Origin of the sequence: Microcoleus sp. D3_18_C2 (assembly GCF_036702395.1) — a bacterium.
In the GTDB taxonomy this organism is placed as follows: domain Bacteria; phylum Cyanobacteriota; class Cyanobacteriia; order Cyanobacteriales; family Microcoleaceae; genus Microcoleus.
The window spans coordinates 1-1190 of the sequence record NZ_JAUBTG010000137.1 but is presented as its reverse complement, the minus strand read 5'-3'; the positions used below and the strand labels follow the sequence as shown (position 1 = coordinate 1190).

Annotated in this window: 1 pseudogene; it reads left to right on the top strand. The window is 39.4% G+C overall.

The window, feature by feature from the left end:
- Positions 1 to 78 precede the first annotated feature (78 nt).
- Positions 79 to 1148: pseudogene (locus QUA88_RS29410) on the top strand (IS630 family transposase).
- Positions 1149 to 1190: the final 42 nt, after the last annotated feature.

Genomic DNA, 1190 nt, shown 5'->3' with positions numbered 1-1190 from the left:
TAAGTAGGTAGGCGTAAAAAAACCAAATCATGTTAAGATAAGTAAACACTCAAGATTTGATTTACAAAATCAACAAATATGGGCGCACGTTTAAGAGTATTTCTCAATGAAGAAGAAGACCGAACACTATTTGAATTGAGGACAGCAACAACAGTACCTCAAAAAGTAAAAGATCGAGCACAAATTATTAGATTGAACTCCCAGGGATGTTATGTAGAGGAGATAGCAGCTCATTTTAAGTGTAGAGAGCAAACAATTAGAGAAGTAATTCATCGGTGGGTGAAAATGGGTTTGGCAGGATTATGGTCAACCAAAGGCAGAGGGGTCAAACCCAAATGGAAAGAATCAGACATTGTTCATCTAGAAGAATGTCTCAAAAATGAACCACGCAGATATAATAGTCGTCAACTTGCTCAAAAATTAGAACAGGAACGCGGCGTCAAATTAAGCCCTGACAGATTAAGACGCATCCTCAAAAAAAAAAGATTATTTGGAAACGAACCCGACCAAGCCATAAAGACAAACAAGACCCATTACAACGCTCGATAAAACAGGCAGATCAAGATATGTTAGAGTTGGCAGCGGCGGCGGGAGAAATCGATCTGAAATATCTGGATGAATCAGGTTTTTGCTTGTGGAGTTCCACTGGATATACCTATTACCCAATTGGAGCGCAAAAACGGCTAGAGCAAACGAAACGAAGGGGTCGAAGACTTAGTATTTTAGGCTTGCTACAGCCGTGTGTCAGTTTCGCGTATGGGTTGGCGGTCGGGAGTTTTAGCAGCAAATCATATATCACTATGATGGAAAATGAAGCACAACAAGCTGAGCTGGAAATGAAATTAACTGGACGGATCAGAGTGATAATTCAAGATAATGGTCCCATACACAAATCCCTGGATGTCCAACAAAAATGGTCTCAGTGGGAAAGCCAGGGATTGTATATTTTCTTTCTCCCTAAATACTGTTCAGAAATGAACAAGATTGAACTGGAATGGCAACAACTTAAAAATCATGAACTGGTCGGAAAAATGTTTGAAGATGAACTCGCTCTTGCCTACGCAGTAATGGATGGAATTGAAGCGAGAGGGCGACGAGGAAATTATACAACTAATCGCTTTAAATTCAGTTCCAATTCTAGTTGTTAACATTTCTTTACTTACCTTTGTTTTTTTATACCGACCTACTTA